Origin of the sequence: Lactobacillus sp. ESL0233 (assembly GCF_003692995.1) — a bacterium.
GTDB lineage: Bacteria > Bacillota > Bacilli > Lactobacillales > Lactobacillaceae > Lactobacillus > Lactobacillus bombicola.
Map to the genome: position 1 here is coordinate 14,651 of NZ_REHH01000004.1, position 18,841 is coordinate 33,491.

The 18,841-nt window shown below is 34.0% G+C and carries 14 protein-coding genes; 10 read left to right on the top strand and 4 right to left on the bottom strand.

The features are described 5' to 3' along the window. The first annotated feature begins 24 nt into the window (after positions 1-24). The 9 genes from ychF (at position 25) to F5ESL0233_RS01020 (ending at position 11,897) form a co-directional block, all read left to right on the top strand. Complete coding sequence (ychF, locus tag F5ESL0233_RS00980; RefSeq protein WP_118898266.1) at positions 25-1,125, top strand: redox-regulated ATPase YchF; 1,101 nt, start codon at positions 25-27, stop codon at positions 1,123-1,125. A 9-nt stretch (positions 1,126-1,134) separates the two neighbouring features. Then, positions 1,135-1,917 (top strand): DUF1129 family protein, encoded by a 783-nt coding sequence (locus F5ESL0233_RS00985; RefSeq protein WP_122058308.1) that lies wholly within the window; start codon positions 1,135-1,137, stop codon positions 1,915-1,917. Positions 1,918-2,068: 151 nt separating this feature from the next. Then, positions 2,069-3,793, top strand: coding sequence for an ABC transporter ATP-binding protein (locus F5ESL0233_RS00990; protein ID WP_122058310.1), 1,725 nt, complete (start codon positions 2,069-2,071; stop codon positions 3,791-3,793). 3 nt (positions 3,794-3,796) lie between these two features. Beyond that, positions 3,797-5,659: an ABC transporter ATP-binding protein gene (locus F5ESL0233_RS00995; protein WP_090093758.1), complete on the top strand. Its 1,863-nt coding sequence runs from the start codon at positions 3,797-3,799 to the stop codon at positions 5,657-5,659. 215 nt (positions 5,660-5,874) lie between these two features. After that, a complete protein-coding gene (locus F5ESL0233_RS01000; RefSeq protein WP_122058311.1) occupies positions 5,875-7,287 on the top strand; it encodes a DHA2 family efflux MFS transporter permease subunit in 1,413 nt (470 codons plus the stop codon). Between the two features lie 390 nt (positions 7,288-7,677). Then, entirely contained in the window at positions 7,678-8,364 is a 687-nt protein-coding gene (locus F5ESL0233_RS01005) for a response regulator transcription factor (RefSeq protein ID WP_090093716.1), read from the top strand. A 4-nt stretch (positions 8,365-8,368) separates the two neighbouring features. Then, the gene (locus F5ESL0233_RS01010) at positions 8,369-9,517 is read left to right on the top strand and encodes a cell wall metabolism sensor histidine kinase WalK (protein ID WP_090093715.1); all 1,149 of its coding nucleotides are present in this window, start codon (positions 8,369-8,371) and stop codon (positions 9,515-9,517) included. 50 nt (positions 9,518-9,567) lie between these two features. After that, positions 9,568-11,139, top strand: a complete 1,572-nt coding sequence (locus tag F5ESL0233_RS01015; protein WP_122058313.1) for a UDP-N-acetylmuramoyl-L-alanyl-D-glutamate--2,6-diaminopimelate ligase — start codon at positions 9,568-9,570, stop codon at positions 11,137-11,139. 11 nt (positions 11,140-11,150) lie between these two features. Next, positions 11,151-11,897, top strand: a complete 747-nt coding sequence (locus F5ESL0233_RS01020; protein ID WP_122058314.1) for an aspartate/glutamate racemase family protein — start codon at positions 11,151-11,153, stop codon at positions 11,895-11,897. Between the two features lie 81 nt (positions 11,898-11,978). Here F5ESL0233_RS01020 and F5ESL0233_RS01025 read toward each other — a convergent pair whose 3' ends face one another. From F5ESL0233_RS01025 to F5ESL0233_RS01035, 3 genes are read right to left on the bottom strand one after another with little or no spacing between them, the layout of a single operon-like run. After that, positions 11,979-12,782: an ABC transporter ATP-binding protein gene (locus tag F5ESL0233_RS01025; protein WP_122058316.1), complete on the bottom strand. Its 804-nt coding sequence runs from the start codon at positions 12,780-12,782 to the stop codon at positions 11,979-11,981. Then, positions 12,775-13,677: an ABC transporter permease gene (locus F5ESL0233_RS01030; protein WP_122058317.1), complete on the bottom strand. Its 903-nt coding sequence runs from the start codon at positions 13,675-13,677 to the stop codon at positions 12,775-12,777. The genes F5ESL0233_RS01025 and F5ESL0233_RS01030 overlap by 8 nt, the downstream gene beginning before the upstream one ends. A 27-nt stretch (positions 13,678-13,704) precedes the next feature. Next, complete coding sequence (locus F5ESL0233_RS01035) at positions 13,705-14,670, bottom strand: ABC transporter substrate-binding protein (RefSeq protein WP_122058319.1); 966 nt, start codon at positions 14,668-14,670, stop codon at positions 13,705-13,707. Positions 14,671-15,187: 517 nt separating this feature from the next. Here F5ESL0233_RS01035 and F5ESL0233_RS01040 point away from each other — a divergent pair. After that, positions 15,188-17,734, top strand: a complete 2,547-nt coding sequence (locus F5ESL0233_RS01040; protein ID WP_122058320.1) for a sigma 54-interacting transcriptional regulator — start codon at positions 15,188-15,190, stop codon at positions 17,732-17,734. Between the two features lie 68 nt (positions 17,735-17,802). Here F5ESL0233_RS01040 and F5ESL0233_RS01045 read toward each other — a convergent pair whose 3' ends face one another. Then, positions 17,803-18,744, bottom strand: a complete 942-nt coding sequence (locus F5ESL0233_RS01045; RefSeq protein WP_122058322.1) for an aldo/keto reductase family oxidoreductase — start codon at positions 18,742-18,744, stop codon at positions 17,803-17,805. Between the last annotated feature and the right edge of the window lie 97 nt (positions 18,745-18,841).

Here is an 18,841-nt window from a genome sequence, read left to right on the forward strand (position 1 = left end):
TTTGATAAAAAGAAGAGGATAAATATGTCATTAACTGCTGGAATTGTTGGCTTACCTAATGTCGGGAAGTCTACTTTATTTAATGCAATTACTAAAGCTGGTGCTGAAATGGCTAACTACCCATTTGCTACCATTGAACCAAATGTTGGGATGGTTGAAGTACCGGATAAAAGATTAGCCAGAATCCAAGAATTAGTTCCTGCTAAAAAAATTGTTCATACTACCTTTGAGTTTACTGATATTGCAGGCTTGGTCAAAGGCGCATCTAAGGGTGAAGGACTAGGAAATAAATTTTTAGAAAATATTCGCCAAACTGATGCAATTATCCATGTAGTCCGGTCATTTGAAGATGATAATATTACTTCAGTTACTGGCAAAGTTGATCCTGAAGAAGATATTAATACAATCAATTTAGAATTAGCGATTTCAGATTTAGATGCAGTTAATCGGCGCATTGATAAAGTTAAAAAGTTAGCCCAGCAAAAAGATAAAGAAGCTAAGGCTGAATTACAAGTTTTACAAAAAATTAAGCCCGTTCTAGAAGAAGGTAAAGCGGTACGCTCAATTAGTTTTAATGATGAAGAAGAAAAAATAGTAAAGGGTCTATTTTTGTTAACCGCTAAGCCGGTAATTTATGTTGCTAATATTGCAGAAGAAGCAATGGCTAATCCTGAAGCTGACCAATATTACCAAATTGTAAAAAAGCATGCTGACAGTGAAAATGCTGGTTGCATTGGTGTTTCTGCAGCAACTGAAGAAGAAATTGCTGGTCTAGATGAGGATGAAAAAGCTGAATTTTTAGAAGCCGAGGGTGTGAGTGAGTCAGGATTGGATCGACTAATTAGAGCAGCTTATCATCTTTTGGGATTGCGCACGTTCTTTACAGCAGGTGGACCAGAGACACGAGCATGGACCTTTCATGAAGGCATGAAGGCACCCCAAGTTGCTGGTGTAATTCATTCTGACTTTGAACGAGGCTTTATTAGGGCAGAAGTTGTCTCATTTGCTGATTTAAATAAATATGAGACCATGCAGAAGGTCAAGGAAGCTGGTAGGTTGCGTCTTGAGGGGAAAGATTACGAAGTGCAAGACGGTGACATTATTGAGTTTAGATTTAACGTTTAGGAAAAGATAATGGCTGAAAATAAAAATGCTGAGCAGACAAAAATTGATGCAAATCAGCAAGAAAAATTAAAAGAAAAAGTTGCGGTTCAAAATAAAGATGACCAGATTAAACAGATGAGTTCCCAGGAACTGCGAAAAGAACTTAGTAAAAAGAATGCTGATTATATTTTTCGTTTACAAAAGGAGTTAGAAACCCAAGGTAAAATGAGCCAAGAAGAAGCGCAAAAGCGTATTGACTTACTGTTGCCTGAAATAGTGCTAGCGCAACACCATGGGCGACCAGCTTCTAATTTTTATACGATGTCGCCAAAATTAAAAGCAGCTGATTTAATTAAGCCAAAAGAGAAAACAGCTGCAGATATTCCCTTTTGGCAATATGCAGTTGATGGTGCATTAATTTATGTGGTACTTTTTGTTGGTATCTTTGGGGTACTAGGACTCTTTCAGACTAATTCTAAAGCCAATACACAAATGGGCATTTTAACTTTAATTAGTGTCGGCGCTGGTATGGGAGCACTGATGACCAAATATAATGAATTAATTTTGCCTGCAACTGGTAAAAGCAATAAAATTCCTTGGTCTAAGTTGATTTTAGGTCTAGTGACAATGATTTTAGGGTTACTAGCTTTGATGTGGCTATTGTCGCTACCTGTACTAAAAGTAATAAATCCAATATTACCTGGTGAAGCTAATATTATTATTGCAATTGTTGTTTATGGTATTCGTTGGTTATTTAGAAAACATTATGAACTGATTGGTTCGGTCTTTTCACCAGTAGCCAGAAACAAATAGAGTGCTTTTTGTCAAGAAAAGAGCTATACTTAAATAACTTTATATATAAAAAGGATAAACAGACACCGATGAGTCTGTTTATCCTTTTTAAAATAAATTGCTCTTAGAAAAAGTATAAATGTCATTTTGACTTAATAGAAAGAGGTATTTAATGATTAATACGCTGCGTAAATCTATTAGGCAATACAAAAAATTGTCTTTGCTGTCGCCGCTATTTGTTACCGGAGAAGTTATTATAGAAATGCTGATTCCATATTTAGTTGGTATTTTAATCGATAATGGAATTATGAAGGGTAATATGCCATATATAACTAAGTGGGGTTTGGTTCTGTTTGCAATTACAATTACTTCTCTTATTTTAGGAGCGAGTGCTAGCTATGTTTCGGCTCATGCTGCGGCTGGGTTTGCTGCTAATTTGCGCAAAGATATGTTTTATCATGTACAAGATTATTCGTTTGAGAATATTGACAAATTTTCTAGTGCGAGTTTAGTAACGAGAATGACAACGGATGTTAATAATGTCCAGATGTCATATCAAATATTGATTAGAATTGCAGTTAGAGCACCAATGATGTTAGTCGTTTCCATAATTATGTCATTAATTATTAGTCCACGGCTGTCTTTGATTTTTGTGGTAATTGCCCCAATTTTTATTCTTTTATTAGCCTTGGTTATTAAAAGTGTTAATCCTTATTTTCCCAAAATATTTAGGGGATACGATCGGATGAATGAAGTTGTGCGTGAAAATGTCCGAGGCATTAGAGAAGTTAAGACTTTTGTGCAAGAAGAGCAACAAACAAACCAGTTCAAAAAAACGTCAGGTTTTATTTATAAGTTATTTGCTACTGCACAAAAGATTATGTCGCTCAATTCAATGATTGTTATGGCTGTTTTGAATATTTCTAATTTAGCCATTTGTTGGTTTGGGGCAAAAGAAATTGTTGGTGGTAGTTTGCAACCTGGACAACTTATTTCAATGTTTTCCTATTCCAATTCAGTTTTAAATAGTTTAAATATTTTAGCAATGATTTTTACCCAATTAGTTATTTCGGCAGCTAGTGGGCGAAGAATTGCGGATGTAATCAATGAAAAGCCATCAATTGAAAATCCACGTAAACCACTAACGCATTTAACTAATGGCGAAGTAATCTTTGATCACGTCAACTTCAAATATGATCAAGAAGATAAGAATTTAGCTTTAAGTGATATTAATTTAAATATTAAATCAGGTGAAACTCTTGGTATAATCGGTCGAACCGGGGCTTCAAAATCCACGCTAGTGGCAATGATACCGCGACTTTACGATACAATTTCAGGAGCTGTCAGAGTTTCTGGGCACAATGTTAAATCATATGATTTGAAAACATTGCGTGATAATGTAGCGATGGTTTTACAAAATAATGTTCTGTTTTCGGGAACGATTAAAGAAAATTTAAAGTGGGGTAATGAAAATGCAACTGATGAGCAGATTTTAGCTGCTGCAAAAATTGCTCATGCAGATGATTTCATTAGTGAAATGCCCAATCAATACGATACAATGGTTGAACAAGGTGGTAGCAATGTTTCTGGTGGACAAAAGCAAAGAATTACGATTGCTCGTGCCCTACTTAAAAAACCCAAAATTTTGATTTTGGATGATTCAACTTCAGCAGTTGATACTCAAACGGAGCGAGAAATTAGAGAATCTCTAGCTAAAAATATGCCGGATACTACCAAGATTATTATTTCACAAAGAATTGTTTCAATTAAAGATGCAGATCGAATTGTAGTAATGGATGAAGGTAAAATTCAGGATATTGGCACGCATGATGAATTAATGGAACGTAATGATTTATACAGTTCAATTGCAAAATTCCAAGAAGAACAGAAAAAGTAGGTGATGAATTTGGATAAAGCAGTAGAAACTAAGAAGATGACTGGTAAGCGTTCAACCACCTTATTACGGTTGCTTAAATTAGTTGCCAATACCAGTCCTTGGATGCTGATTACGTCAATAATTGCGATTATTTTGTCAGCTGGATCAACGGTTATGGGTTCTTTATTCATTGAACGCTTAATTAATGAATACATAATGCCGTTACTTAAACAATCTCATCCTGATTTTGGTCCTTTATGGCAGGCAATTGTAGTAATGTTTGGCTTTTATGCCATTGGCTTTATTGCTAGCTACTTTTTTACGATGTTAATGGGAGTTTTAGCTCAAAAGGTGCAATATCGCGTTCGTAACGAAATGTTTGAGCATATGGAAATATTACCAATTGCGTATTTTGATGAAAATGATTTTGGCGATATTATGAGTCGTTATACCAATGATATTGATACCTTAATGCAAATGATTTCGCAATCAATTCCACAATTTATGAATTCCTTATTAAATATTGTTTTCGTGTTAGCAGCAATGATTAGCTTGAGTTGGCAGTTAACGATTTTTACTTTGATAATTTTTGCATTATCAATTGGTGTTGTCCGGTTTTTGACGTCACGATCAGCGCATTATTTCCAATTACAACAAAAAGAATTAGGTCAAGTTAATGGTTATAATGAAGAAATGCTTAATGGCTTGAAAGTTATTAAAGTTTTCAGTCATGAACCAGAAGTAGAAGCAGATTTTGAGGTTTATAATAAAGAGCTAGAAAATGCAGCTGGTAAGGCTAATACTTATTCAACGGTTTTATTTCCAATTATGGGTAATATTGGCAACTTGTTATATGTACTAATTGCGGTTATTGGCGGCGCAGTTGCCATTAACCATATTGCACCTTTATCGCTAGGTGTTATTGGGGCCTTTTTACAGCTATCTAAACAATTTGCTATGCCAATTGCACAAATTTCTCAGCAGTTAAATTCAATAGTTATGGCTTTAGCTGGTGCAAAAAGAATTTTTGATTTAGAAGATCAACCAGTTGAACTAGATGATGGCGATGTAACAATAACTAAAGATGAAAAGGTTAAAGGTACCTGGTATTGGAATGTGCCACAAAATGATGGAACAGTTAAGCAGGTAACTGTTAAAGGTCACATTGTTTTTGACCACGTAGACTTCAGCTATGCTCCTGACAAACAAATTTTATATGATATTTCGCTAGATGCAAAACCAGGGATGAAGGTCGCTTTAGTTGGTGAAACTGGTGCAGGTAAAACAACGATTTCTAATATGGTCAATCGCTTTTATGAAATTGATTCAGGAACTATTACTTATGATGGTATTCCAATTAAACGGATTAAAAAAGATGATTTACGTCATTCTTTATCGATTGTCTTACAAGAAACGCATATGTTTACAGGAACGGTAATGGACAATATTCGCTTTGGTAATATGAATGCTAGTGATGATGATGTCTATCAAGCAGCTCATTTGTCTCATGCCGATGAATTTATTCATCACTTAGATGAGGGTTACCAAACTGTTATTGATGGTGAAGGCGGAGATTTGTCGCAAGGGCAGATGCAATTATTAAGTATTGCGCGAGCAATGATTGCAGATGAGCCAGTAATGATTTTAGATGAAGCTACTTCAAGCATTGATACACAAACAGAGCAGTTGATTCAATCGGGGATGGACAATCTTCTTGCTGGTAGAACAAGTTTTGTTATTGCGCACAGATTATCTACAATCGTTAATTCTGATTTGATTTTAGTACTTGATCATGGTCATATTATTGAAGCAGGTAATCATGACCAGCTGTTAAAGCAAAAGGGTTACTACTACGAATTGTATACTGGTAAAAAGGAAATAGAATAAAAATTATTTAATTAAGGGTCAAGCTCTCTAAGAGTTTGATCCTTTTATAGTGGCTTTTATCTTACTATCTTGCTAAAAGTAATTTTTAGCTAGTAAAGCCTGACTTTGATGCTAGAATATGATTTTTAATTACATGAAAAACTTACGAAGAAATTTTCTTTTTGATAAGATAATCAAGTTGCGTTTAGAAGCACAAAATGTAAAAGGAGTTTTTTATGGAAAATAATCAAGCAAGGATTAAAGTTCAGCGCCCTTGGTTGGCAATGATGAGTATGATGATAGGCGCCTTTGTGGGCATGCTATCAGAGACCTCATTAAATATTGCACTACCACAATTAATGAAATTATTTCAGCTAAATTCAGGTACTATTCAGTGGCTGGTTACCGGCTATATGTTAGTAATTGGTGTCATTTTGCCTTTTTCAAGTTTATTAACTAAGTGGTTTTCTACCAGACAAATCGTAATTATTGGTTTGCTGGATTTTATATTTGGCGTCATCATAGCTGCTACAGCACCTAATTTTATAATTTTATTAATAGGTCGAATGATTCAGGGATTAGGGACAGGGCTAATCCTGCCCTTAATGTTTACAGTAGCGATGCTAATTTTCCCGCCATCTAAAATGGGGACTGCGATGGGTGTTTGTGCCCTAGTCATTATGCTAGCGCCAGCGATTGGCCCTACTATTACTGGTATTATTTTGGGTAAGCTAACTTGGAATTGGATTTTTTGGTTTTTTATGCCCTTTTTAGTAGTAGCCTTAATTTGTGCTATTATTGGCTTACCTAATACTGGTAAAATTACGCGACCAAAGATAGATATTCTTTCATTATTTGAATCCGTTGTGGGATTTGCTAGTTTGGTAATGGGAGTCAGCTTTGCTTCAAATATGGGTTGGACGGCACCAACTGTTTTATTAATGTTAGCTATTGCTGTAATTATTTTAATTTTATACGTATATCGGCAATTACATTTAGAACAACCAATTATTAATCTTCGAGTTTTTAAGAAGTTGGCTTTTGCACAGGGAGCAATCTGCGTTATGTTGGATTTTGCGATTATTTTATCAGCAATGTATTTGTTGCCGCAATACCTGCAAAGAGGTCTATTATTGCCTGTTGCCTTGACAGGAATTGTTATGTTACCTGGTGGTATTATCAACGCCTTAGTTTCAGCTTTTGCAGGTCGACTATATGATTCTGTAGGAGCAAAAATACCTGCTGTATTAGGTTTTACTATTGCTACTATTGGGCTAATAATGTTAATTTTTTCAAATCCCACGTCAAGTATTATTTATGTTATTGTAACTCATATTATTATAATGATCGGTTGTCCCTTAGCGATGTCCCCAGCACAAACTCATGCTTTGAATGCTTTAAAAGGGGCAGAATCAGCTGATGGCAGTACTATTTTAAATACTATGCAACAGATTATTGGCGCCGTTGCCACCGCTCTTGCGACTAGTTTTTTAAGTTGGGGTCAAAATACTTACCAAGGCACTGATAAAGCCGCACAATTTACTAATGGTGTACATTATGGCCTATATTTCACTTTGATTTTGGCAGTTATTGGCTTAGTTGTCGCATTTACTCTAAAGTCAACTCGGTATGTTGAAAATAAAAATTAATACCTATTATAAAAATTAAGGGTTAATTATTAAATTTTATAATTACATGGTAACTGTTAAAGCTAATTGCACTTTGATCTTAACTTAATTAAGCGGTAGATTATTTAATAATTTGCCGTTTTTTAATACTTTAAACTACTTAATAGGTTAACTTTTAAGGATTATTGAATAAGTAACTAAATTATTATCAATTTATAGCTTAGGTATAAGTTGCTTTTGCTATAAATTTTGAGTTTCATTTAAAGAATTTTATAAAAAGCTAAAGATAAGTATGAATAATTAGATGTTTCTTGTTAAATAAGCTAAAATATTAGCCAAATTCTGCTACACTATAGGTGAGTATGAATTAAATAAGAATAATTATGCATAAAAGAGAAGGGAATGGCCCTGATGAAAATTTTAGTAGTTGATGATGATAAAGAAATTGTTGAATTATTAAGTATTTATCTTAAAAATGAAGGCTATACGCCAATTGTTGCTTATAGTGGTAAAGAAGCGATAACTAAACTTACCACTAGTTCTGATATTTCTTTAATGATTTTAGATGTAATGATGCCCAATATGAGTGGAATTGACGTAATTAAGGAAGTTCGTAAAGATTCCGATATTCCTATTATTATTGTTTCAGCTAAGACAGGCGACATGGACAAAATTCAAGGATTGATAACTGGTGCTGATGATTATGTTTCTAAACCATTTAATCCACTTGAAGTAATGGCACGGGTACGTTCGCTTTTGCGGCGTAGTCAAAAGCAAGTTAAAGACGATGAACCAGATGTGTTGGAAATTGGTCCGCTAGTTATTAATCGTGATTCCCATGAGGTAAAGACCATAGCGGGTAAGGATATTCAATTGACTGCGCTAGAATTTGGCATTTTATATTTACTATCTAGTCATCCTAATCGTGTTTTTTCTGCTGATGAAATTTTTGAGCGAGTTTGGCAACAGGAATCGATTGTTTCAGCTAAGACTGTAATGGTTCATGTGTCACATTTACGTGATAAAATTCAAAAAGCAACTGATGGTGAGGATGTGATTCAAACAGTTTGGGGCGTTGGCTATAAGGTTGAGGCTTAAGTAGATGAAAAAAGAACGTGTTAAGCTGACGGCCACAGAAAAAAGTGAGTTGTTTGCTGAAGGCGTAATAACAGTAGTCTTGTTACTATTATTAAATCTGTCAGTTGATATTTTAATTAATTTAACGATTTTACAAAATAAAAGTTTGGCTAATGGTATCTACTTTTTAAAAAAAACGGTCACCTTTGCTGGTGGTCGTCATTTGTGGTCTTGGCAAAATACTTTTTTGGTTATTATGGGTCTGGGTGATTTATTAGTATTATATTGGCGTTTAATCAGACGTTATCACCAAATGCAATTGCGTCATGTCATTTCAGAACTGCATTATATTGCTCAAGGTCATTTTGATCATACGATTTCATTTAAGGTAAAAACAGATTTACAAAAAGTAATTGATTCCATAAATTCATTAGTAGCTAGTACGGTTAACGCAATTAATGAAGAAAAAGCAATCGAAAATTCAAAAGATGAATTGATTAGTAATGTATCTCATGATATTAGAACGCCTCTAACATCTATTATTGGCTATTTAGGGCTTTTAAAGTCAGGTGTAGCTAATCCAGCCGACCAACAAAAATACTTAAATATTGCTTATATGAAAGCAGAACAAATGAAATCATTAGCACATGATTTACTTGAGTATACAACGTTGAAATCAACTAATATTAAACTGCAACTTGCGCCCTTACATATTTATTCAATGTTGGAACAAGTTGCAGCTGGCTTTGAATTTGAAGCGCACGAAAAGGGCATAACTTTTAATATTGAAACTAGACCTAAAGATTTGACAATTCAGGCAGACCCAGAAAAATTGGTACGGGTCTATAACAATTTAATTGCTAATGCCTTAAAATATGGTACAGATGCAACTCAAATCAATTTGATTGCTAATTTAGTTAACAATAATGAAGTTGAGTTACGTGTTGAAAATAATGGTGCAGCAATTCCTGCAGATTCCTTGAAAAAAATTTTTGAACGATTTTATCGGGTAGAGCCTTCACGTAATACACAGACTGGTGGCACTGGGTTAGGCTTATCTATTACTAAGAGTATTGTTGACTTACATCATGGTAAAATTGTTTGCGAATCTAATGATAAATGGACGCGATTTATCATTTATTTACCATTAAATCCAAAGAATACAAAAAACTGATAGTTAGCTGTGTTATAATTTTGACTAAGACAAAAATGAAGGGGCATAACATGAGTATTTCTTTAAATACCTGTATTTTAATTTTAAAAGAACATCATTTACTTAAATCAAGTGCAGTTCAAGATACGGTTAGAACCAAGATGGAATATGTTTCCTATGATTCACGTGACATTAAAACGGACACTTTATTTTTCTGTAAGGGGGCAGGTTTTCGTCCCACATATTTATCAATGGCTAAAACTAATGGGGCTAATTGTTATGTAGCTGAACAACCTTACCCAGAAGGCAAGGGCATGCACGCGTTAATTGTACGTGATGTTTCCAAGGCAATGGCATTATTATCTGCTGCTTTTTTCCGATTTCCGCAAGATGACTTGTATGTGGTTGCAGTAACTGGTACAAAGGGCAAAACTACTACTGCCTACTTTTTAAAAGGGATGCTAGATCAAATTAATGATGGCAAAACGGCTTTAATTTCTTCTGTTAACAACGTTGTGGGTCAAAAAAAAGTTGATACGTTTAAATCAAGCTTAACAACTCCAGAGTCTTTAGATTTATTCCGTGATATGCGCACAGCAGTAGATAATGGGATGACTCATCTAGTTATGGAAGTTTCTAGTCAGGCTTATAAGAAGAATAGGGTTTTTGGTTTAACCTATGATTTAGGCTTTTTCTTAAATATTTCACCAGATCATATTGGTCCCAACGAACATCCTAATTTTGAAGATTATTTACACTGTAAGTTACAATTATTGGTTAACGCGCGTAAATGTATTATTAATGCCCAGACCAACAACTTTAATGAGGTATATGCAGCAGCCACCACTACTACTGCACCAGATAGTATTTATTTATTTGCTGATGAAGATTATACTAATCCAGAATTAAAACATCCGATTGATTTTCGTTACTCTTCGGAAGAAATTGATATGGCTCGGACTAAATTTAAAGTACTTTGTGTTAGTGATAAGGCTAAAGAATTACCAATTGCTGGTGAATATCAGTTAAAGATGTTAGGTGATTTTAATGAGTCGAATGGGACAGCAGCTGTAATTGGTGCGGGATTAGCTGGAATGGCACATGATGACGCTGCTAAAGGAATTAGTACTGTAACAGTTCCGGGAAGAATGCAAACGGAAATTACTGCAAGTCATGGTGTGGTTGTGGTTGATTATGCGCATAATGAGGCATCAATGATGGCCTTAATGGGCTTTATGCGCCGAGAATTTAATAATCCTAAGATTATTGTGGTAGTTGGAGCTCCTGGAGATAAAGGAGTATCAAGACGACCAGGTTTTAGTAATAGCTTAAATGCGTTTGCTGATAAAGTATTTTTGACAACTGACGATCCTGGATTTGAGGATCCTAAAGAAATTGCTGAAGAAATTGATGCAGGAATTGATCATACCAAAGTAGATGTAACAATCGAATTAGACCGACTTAAAGCAATCAATGATGCTATTAGTATGGCAAACAAAGGTGATGTCGTGTTAATTTGTGGTAAAGGAGAAGATGGTTTTCAAAAAATTCGAGGTGTGAATACGCCTTATCCATCGGACATTACGGTTGCTCAGCAAGTGATTAATGAATTAGAAGACCAGAATGGTCACTTTTATAGTTAGAGAATAGTAAAATGAAGCATTTTTTTACCATTATTGGTGGAATGGGAACAATTGCAACAGAAAGCTTTATCCGTTCAATTAATCATCGAATGGAAATTACTTGTGATCAGGATTATTTGAATTATATTTTAGTTAATGATGCGCAAGTCCCTGATCGAACAACTTATATTAAGGATCATACTAAACCGAACTTCTTTACTGCTTTGCGGGAAGACTTTTTACAACAGGCCACATTGCAACCCGATTTTTTCGTAATGCCATGTAATACGGCACATTATTTCTATGATGACTTAGCTAATTTAACTGATATTCCATTTTTACATATGATGAGAATTGCGGTACACAATTTTGTGGAAAAATTTCCTGAGCAAAAGAAGATTGGACTCATTGCAACTGAAGGATCAATTTATGACCATCTTTATGTAGATGAGCTAAATAAAGTTAATCGTAGTGCTGAACTTGGTGGCCCTGAAATTCAGCCGCTAGTTACGAAACTAATTTATTCTAATATTAAACAAAAAGGCGTAGTTGATGCTGAATTGTATCATTCCATCTTGCGCAAGATGCATGATGAATATAGTTGTAATGTTATACTACTGGGTTGTACCGAGCTTTCTTTAGCACAGGAACAGGCTCCCGATCATCCATATCAGGTAATTGATCCGCAATCAATTATGGCCGATGTCGTAATTGAACTTGAACTGAAAATTCGTTCAGGTGAGGATCCTAAACAGGTTATTCAAAAATATTTATATTAATTAAAAAGATAGATAAGGCATCCATAAAAGCTTTAACAATAAAAAATGGCTCCTAAAAGTATTACTTTTAGGAGCTATTTTTTATCTAAGTAACATTGCATCATCCTCCAATTCAGAACCAACTTGTTTTTGAAATAGTTTCATTAATTTGGTTACAGTTAAATTTTGCTTTTCTTTTCCTGCCAAGTTTAAAGCTACACGTCCTTGATGGAGCATGACTAATCGATTGCCATAATGAATAGCATCTTCCATGTTATGCGTCACCATAAAGGCAGTTAATTTTTGTTCGCTAATTAATTTTTTGGTAAGTTCCATGACTGTAATTGAAGTCTTAGGATCAAGAGCCGCGGTATGTTCATCTAATAATATCAAATCAGGACGTTGCAGGGTAGCCATTAAAAGTGTAATGGCTTGTCGTTGTCCCCCAGAAAGTAACCCGATTTCAGTTTCGAGTCGATTTTCAAGGTTTAAATTAAGTTGTGCAAGTTGTGTTTTAAAAAATTCACGATCCCGCTTGTTAACTCCATTATGAAAACCGCGGCGTTTTCCCCGTTTCATTGCCAAAGCGAGATTTTCTTCAACTGTTAACCTAACTGCTGTCCCCATTTTGGGATCTTGAAAAACACGACTAATATTTTTTGAACGCTTAGTTACGGTTAGCTTACTGATGTCAATGTCATTTAGAATAATTTGTCCCTTTTGCACGGGTATAGTTCCAGCAATACTGTTTAGTAAAGTTGACTTACCAGCACCATTACTACCAATGATAGTTACAAAATCACCAGCATTTAATTCAAGATTAACACCACGTAAGACCGGATTTTCATTTACAGTGCCGCGACCAAAAGTTTGATGAAGATTCTTAATTTGTAATACTTTAGGCATTTTTCTTTTCCCCCTTAAGATTGCGTGGTAAGTGAAAATTAGGCAAAATTAAGCAAATTACTAAAACCAATGCTGAGGCCAGTTTGGCATCAGAAGGTTCAACATTCATTTGAAAGACTAGTGCTAAAATGAAGCGGTAGATAATGGCACCTAAAACCAATGTAATTAGCCGCTTTTCCAGTGGCAAGTGGTGCAAAATAACTTCAGCAATAATAATTGAAGCAAGTCCAATAACAATTGTTCCAACACCTGAATTAAGGTCGGCAAAGCCATTATTTTGAGCTAAAAGAGCACCGGAAAGAGCAATACAGCCATTGGAAATCATATAACCTAAAATTTTCATTCTTTGTGTTTTAATTCCGTTAGCAGCACTCATTTCAGGGTTATCACCCGTGGCTCGCATGGCAAGACCAATCTCAGTTTTAAAAAAAATAATTAAGAGGCTAATGATAATTAATGCGATAATTAGCCCCATAACAATAACAGCATTATTACGAGATAGACCCCAATTCTGGGCGATAGTAAAGAGGGTCTTTTTACCTAAAAGTGATACGTTGGCCGCATTGTTCATTACGCGAGAAGTGATAGAATAGAGCCCCGTCATGGTAATAATCCCTGCTAATAGGGAAGGAATTTTTAATTTAGTATTTAAAAATCCTGTGACAAAACCCGCAATCATCCCACCAGCAAATGCCGTAATTGTAGCTAAGATTGGGTTAATCCCATTAATTAAACACATTGTGGCGATTGCTCCGCCTAAGGGAAAACTACCTTCAGCCGTCATATCAGCTAAATCTAAAATTCGAAAAGTTAAATAAACACCAACTGCCATTAATGACCAGAGCAAACCTTGTGAGGTGGATGAGAGAAATAAATCCCAAAAAGTATTTAACATAATTATACGTTCACGTTACCTTCCTAATTACTTGGGAGCTTTAATAGATTTAGGATTAATACCTAAGGCTTTAGCCATTTCTTTATTAACGACTAAATTCAATTGATTGGCTTTTTCCACTGGCATATCACTTGGCTTGGCTTTGCCATCTAAAATTTTAGCTGCCATTTTTCCCGTTTGCTTACCTAATTCTTCATAATCAATACCGATTGAAGCTAAGCCACCCTGCTTAATTTGATCAGTCGAACCGGCAACAAGTGGAATCTTTTTTTCTTTTACTACTTTACCAATGATTGAAGCTGCAGAAGCAAAAGTATTATCTGTTGGGACATAAATTCCTTGAACTTTATTTGCTAATGTTTCAGTAACTTGTTGGACATCGTTAGTAGTATTAGCAGTTTTAACTAAAACTTTAACCCCAGCCTTCTTTAAGGCAGCAATGGCTAAATCAGCTTGAATTTTTGAATTTGATTCACCAGCGTTATACATAACTCCGATTGTTTTAGCTTTAGGCACAATTGATAGTAATAGCTCAATTTGTTTGTCAATTGAAACCATATCAGGTGTGCCAGTAACATTTCTGCCAGGCTTAGAATTAGAATTAACTAGTTTGGCTGCCTTTAAATCAGTTACTGCAGTGACAACTGTTGGGATATCTTCAGTGGCATTGGCAATACTTTGTGCTGCTGGAGTAGCAATTCCTAAAATTAAATCAGATTTTTCGTTAATCAATTTTTCACTCATACTTTTAAGATTATCTTGACTATTTTGTGCATTTTGATAATCAATTTTTAGATTTTTACCCTCGGTGTAGCCGCCCTCTTTTAGTCCTTTTTTGAAACCTTTGTAAGCTTTATCTAGCGAGGGATGTTGCACCACTTGTAGTACACCAACATGTTTAACTTGTGAATGATTATGAGCTTTTTTACTACATCCATTTAAGAGTAAAAGTCCAGCTAAACTAATACCTATTACTATTTTTCTAAATTTCATCTGATTTCCTCCGAATAATAATTAACAATTAAGATAATAAAAAATACCCACTAATTCTGAGTGGGTATACATTAATTATCTTTTATTAAGTAATCAATTGCGGTTAACCACCCAGAAGTTATGTGGCTAACCGTAATTAAAAGGGCTTTAGCCATCATAGATAAATTCAAACTAGAACTGTGTTTGAATTCATCTAGATGAATTCAAACTTTATCTAAAATAGCTAAAGTAATAACGGTTATTCAGCTGTAAGTTACAATTTAAATTAATTTTCATTAAAAAATACCTCCAACTTTAAGGAAAAGTATAAAATAACTTTAAAATCTTGTCAAGACAATATTTTATTTTGAGGCCAATAAATAATAAGAAAAAACAAATTATAATATACGATTTAAATAATACATGTATAGCATATTTCATTATACAAACCTAGACGTAAACACAAAATTGTATAGAAAATGAATTTATAATTAGCTATAATTATAAATAAAGAGAACAATTTTGGAGAGATGGATAAATGAGTTGGGCTGAAGAAAGAGTTTTAAATAAGATAAAGAATTTGCCTGGTAATGATGTAATTAGTACTAGTGAACTGGCAGCAGAATTAAATTTATCTAGATCTGTTGTTAGCCATTATCTAAATCAACTTGCCAAAGAAAATAGAATACAAAAAATCAAGGAGCGACCAGTTAAATGGCGCAAAAATTCGATTAATAAAACAACTGATTTATCATTTGCCAGTGTTATCGGTAGTCAGGGATCATTAAAAAGAGTAGTAGAACAGTTGTGTGCTGCTGTAATTTATCCACCAAATGGCTTAGATGTATTAATTACTGGTAATGCTGGCGTAGGCAAAAGTTATTTAGCTGAAAGATTGGTTGCATATGCCAAAGAAGTAGGAAGTATTAAAGCTAATGCGCCATATTTATATCTAAATTGTGCTAGTTATGCTGGTAATCCTGAGCAAATTACTACTTTATTATTTGGGTCTACTAAGGCAAGTGCTACACAAGCGAAAGGTTTAATTGAAAAGGCAAATGGGGGCTATTTATTTTTAGACCAAGTTGATCGATTGAGCAATGTTAATCAAGAAAAAATTCTGAATTTTATTGATTCAGGCCAATTTTATAAAGTAGGCGATAATATTCATCATGTTAAATCTAATGTTCGTTTAATAATGGCAACAACAAAAGATCCGGAAAGAGTATTGTTGCATTCTTTTTTAAGAAAAATACCTGTTCAGGTTAATTTGCCTGATTATGCTAAAAGACCAATTGATGAGCGTTTAGAAATATTGCGATCACTCTTTTATGATGAAGGACAGAGAATTAATAAGAAAATAGTAGTCGATAAAGAGGTTGTTTCAGCACTATTACAAATTAATCATAAAGACAATGTTAGCTATATAAAGAATATAGTTCGGGCGTCATGTTCGGCGGCTTATCATGATTGGTTTAGTTCGAATACAATGTATTTAAAGCTAAAAAACCTTATTCTTGATTATTTACCACCATTTAAAAACTATGGTTCAATTGTTGTTGATCCTGCACTCGTTATTAAATATTCTGAAAGTAAAAGCTTAAATAAAAAATTAACCAATATTTCTCAAGAACTAAAAAAGTTAATTAATGCATTTTCAGATACCACTTTAAGTAATTGCCGTTTAAGAATCGAAGCAATAAACAAGCTAAATAAAACAAGTTCCCAAGCGTCAGGATTACGTGTGCAGCATAAACAACTATTTGCTGAAATAATTGAAAAGAAATATGGGCTGGCTAAGGCTGCATATTTAGAATCAACAATTTATTATTTATATGAGCATCATTTTAAACCAGATTGTGATATTGAGAAATTAAGAGCAGTTGTTCTCAAAAAACTACCACGAGCATATCATGTGGCTCGAAGTTTTTATAGCAAATTACCAATCTTAGATAAGGATAGTCATCAAGGAATAACATATATATTTGCTATTCTATTAAGCGAATATATCGATGAAAATGTTAAATTACATGGTCTGTTAGTTGGTCATGGTGAAAATACAGCTACCAGTATTCAGGCAGTTGTTAATTCGCTTTGTGGTAACTATATTTTCGATGCAATTGATGTTGCAATTGATGCTGATACAACTGCAATGATTAATGCGATTAATAACTTGATTTTAAATTATAATGCGATAAATGGCCTGGTCTTAATGGTCGATATGGGCTCTTTAAATAAGTTATATAGTGAAGTTGGTTCGAATTTAAATTGTGATTTACTGGTAGTTAATAACTTAACAACTGTAACCGCATTAGATTTAGCTTCTAAAATAAAACGAAATTTAGATTTTACTAGAATTGCCAGTAATGCTGAGCGGGAATATCAAATAAATGTAAAGTACTATAATGGTTTTTCCAAAACAAAAAATATTCTGGTATCTTGTATTTCTGGTTTAAAAGTTGCTGAACAAATAAGTGAAATTCTGCGACAATATTTGCCAGCGGATATAAAAATAATTCCTTTAGGATACAATGACTTGAAGGAAAAAATTGTTACTAAGCAGTGGGCTTATTTTGAGCAAACATTATTTTTGTTAACCACTTTTGATATAACAGAAAAAATCAAGTTTAAATATATGAACTTATACGATATTTTAGCAATTAGTGGTGAAAAAAAATTAAAACTTTGGTTGCAACCATATTTAAACCAACAACAATTAACAGATTTAAATAATCAATTATTGTGTTTCTTTTCTAAGGAAGGAATTGCTGAACGCTTAAATTTCTTGAATCCAAGTGTAGTAATAAAAGAGGTTGAAGAAATTAATAAAAAATATGAAGATTTCTATAATTTGGAATTAGACGGCAAAATTAAATTGAATCTTTATATGCATGTTGCCCTGATGATTGAACGAGCTGTCATGCGAAATAATGTAATTGAGGTTCAGCCTAAATCTGAAAAAGAAAAAGCTTTCTTTAAAATAACGCGTAACATTTTCCAACCAGTTGAGTTAAAATATAACGTCACAATTTCAAATTATGAAATTTCTTTATTATATGATTTGTTAAAGCAATATATTAAATAGATGATAATGATGGTTGATTACTAAAAAAGTCATAGTCGAATTTGACTATGACTTTTTTAAAAAATTATTTATGGTAAATCGTTGCCAGCAGCTAAATAAAGGTCGTACCACTCTTGGGCACTTAGTTCAATATCAGCTCCCTTGGCACTATCAATAATATGTTCGGGTGTCATGGTACCAATAATTACTTGAATATTAGCGGGATAGCGCAAAATCCAAGCGGCTGCAATTGCATTTTTAGAACACCCTTTTAACTTGGCTAATTTCTCTAAAGTATCATTAACTTGCGGAAATTTTGGATTACCAATAAAGTTACCCTCGATTTGACCGTATTGAAAGGGCGACCAAGCTTGAATAGTCATTTGATGCAGTCTTGAATAATCAAAGATACCGCGGTCATGGTCAATACTACGATTGTCGGTCATATTAGTATGAATATTAAAATCAATCGGTCCGGTATGCATTATACTGAATTGTAATTGGTTGATTAGTAATTTTTGGCTGATACCAGCTTGTAATAAGTCAACTTGGCGGGGATTGAAATTTGAAACTCCAAAATGACGCACTTTCCCATCTTGTTGCAATTCGTCAAATGCAGCCCCGACTTCTGAAGGATCCATCAAGGCATCAGGACGATGCAAAAGTAAGCTGTCTAAATAATCAATTTGCATTCTAGATAAAATGCCATCGACTGCCTTTATAATGTAGTTTTTTGAGAAATCATAACGTGTAGTTTTGTAATTAAGCGTGGGCTCTTCATAAATACCAGTCTTTGATTGAATATAAAAATCTTCTCGTTTAAGGGAAGAATTCTTTAAGGCATTTCCAAAAACTGTTTCCGACTTTCCATGACCATAAACATCGGCTGAATCAATATAATTAATGCCAACATCATGCGCTGTTTCTAAGGTCTTGACCGCGCTATCAATAGTTAATTTGTTCATCCGCATAATTCCTAGCGCAATTGCTGAACTAGAAAACTCCGTATTACCAATTTTAATTTGTTTCATAATTTGCCTCCTTTCTTAAGTATACGACAAATTTGCTTAAATAATTTGGAAACGATTGCAAACAAATATCAAGTAAAGTAAAAATAGTTGCCGTTTT